Genomic DNA, 1865 nt, shown 5'->3' on the forward strand with positions numbered 1-1865 from the left:
CTCAACTTATAGAATATTACCCTGAGTCTCCAAGCTTAAAACTTTCGTACGCTCTTCTACTTTTAGAAATTAACAAACCAGAAGAAGCAACTGTCGTCTTCGAGCAATTGAAAAATTACCCTGCGCACAAAAACGACGCAAACTACTACCTTGGTCGATATTCAGAAGAACAGGAACAACTTGAAGAAGCACTTAACTACTTCAAAGCCGTCTCACCTGGAACACATTACAATTCGTCTGTTGAACGTCAGGCCTACATACTTACCAAGCTTGATCGCCAAGATGAAGCGATCGAATTACTTGCAAGCCTGCGCAAAGAACAGCCAAATAACGAAGTCAGATTATGGCTCATTGAATACAAGCTATTGAACACATTTGAACAACGTGACGCAGCATTAGAGAGCCTCGACAAAGGTATTGCTGATCATCCAAATGATGAACAACTCGTCTACGCACGAGCAATGCATTACGAAGGCGACGATCGGCTTGAAGAAATGGAAGCAGACCTGCGCCACCTCATCGACCAAAACCCAAATAATGCGATTGCCCTGAACGCCCTAGGTTATACCTTGGCTGATCGCACAGATCGACTCGAGGAAGCTGCGCAACTCATTGGCAAGGCGCTTGTGCTAAAACCAGATAATCCAGCCATCATGGATAGCATGGGCTGGGTCCTTTTCCGATTAGGAAAAGCCGAAGAAGCGGTACAGTTACTAGGTGCAGCGTACTTAAAATATCCAGACGGAGAAGTAGCAGCACACTTAGGCGAGGCACTTTGGTCACTCGACAAAAAAGACCAAGCAAGAACTGTTTGGAGCAACAGTTTGCGTCAACAACCAGATCATAAGGTATTAATAGAGACGCTACAGAGACTTGCACCCGAAATGCTTGAACCCAACGCTGACTCTGAAGATAGCNCTACAAACTCTGCCGAAGACCAACCAGAGCCTGAGTTAGAAACAAACTCAGAGTCTTAAAAGAAAATGCCTCAAACCATATCTCGCTGGACTTTCACGATAGTGTTCAGCTTATTACTGATGAGCTGCTCTAGTAGCTATAAAAGCTTCGAAAACGACGGCTCAAAAGAACTCCGCGCTAAGCTTTATCAAATTGAGACCTTTCAATTTAATGGCAAACTAGGCTTTCGCAATAGCGAAGAAGCTTTCAGTGTCGCCATCAACAACTGGCTTCAAGACGCTGACAAATACCAAATCGAATTAAGTTCTGCATTCTTTGGATTAGGCGCCATCGAACTGAAAGGCACCGCCGCCTGGATTGAGGCTAACGAACCCGGCCAAGAACCAGTTAGATCAGACTACCCTAACTACACAATCAAAGAGTTACTAGGCAGCCCCTTACCTATACAAAGAATTCGCTATTGGCTGCGCGGCATTCCAGCACCGCAATCTAAATCCCAAGAAACGCTCAACGACCAAGGCCTACTATCTACACTTGAACAAGATGGCTGGACAATACACCTAGATCGCTACCACGATGTATCAAACCTTCCCTTACCTGGCCGAATCAAAATCGAACAAAACGACACGCGTATTACATTGGTAGTTGCACAATGGTCCATTCTCTAAGCCTTCCAGCCCCCGCCAAGTTAAATCTATTCCTACATATCAATGGGCGCAGACCAGACGGCTACCATGAACTTCAAACAGTTTTTCAACTTCTCGATTTTGGGGACGAACTACATTTTGAACTGAACTCAAGCCAAGCTATTACGATCAAACCTGAGTTCAACGACATTCCTGTCGAAGACAATCTAATTTACAAAGCTGCAAAATTTTTGGAACCTTTCGCCACGTACTATAAAGGGGTCGACATCACGCTAAATAAACGTCTACCCATGGGTGGAG

At 44.8% G+C, this 1865-nt stretch carries 3 protein-coding genes; all 3 read left to right on the forward strand.

The window, feature by feature from the left end; translation table 11 throughout:
- Positions 1 to 977 (forward strand): tetratricopeptide repeat protein (locus A3739_RS16200; RefSeq protein ID WP_156502627.1); only part of this gene is annotated, 977 nt, incomplete at its 5' end.
- 60 nt (positions 978 to 1037) lie between these two features.
- Positions 1038 to 1586 (forward strand): lipoprotein insertase outer membrane protein LolB, encoded by a 549-nt coding sequence (gene lolB, locus A3739_RS16205; protein ID WP_197472366.1) that lies wholly within the window; start codon positions 1038 to 1040, stop codon positions 1584 to 1586.
- Positions 1571 to 1865 (forward strand): 4-(cytidine 5'-diphospho)-2-C-methyl-D-erythritol kinase (locus tag A3739_RS16210; protein ID WP_369821108.1); only part of this gene is annotated, 295 nt, incomplete at its 3' end. The genes lolB and A3739_RS16210, both read left to right, overlap by 16 nt.

The sequence above is a fragment of the Oleiphilus sp. HI0067 genome (genome assembly GCF_001635735.1).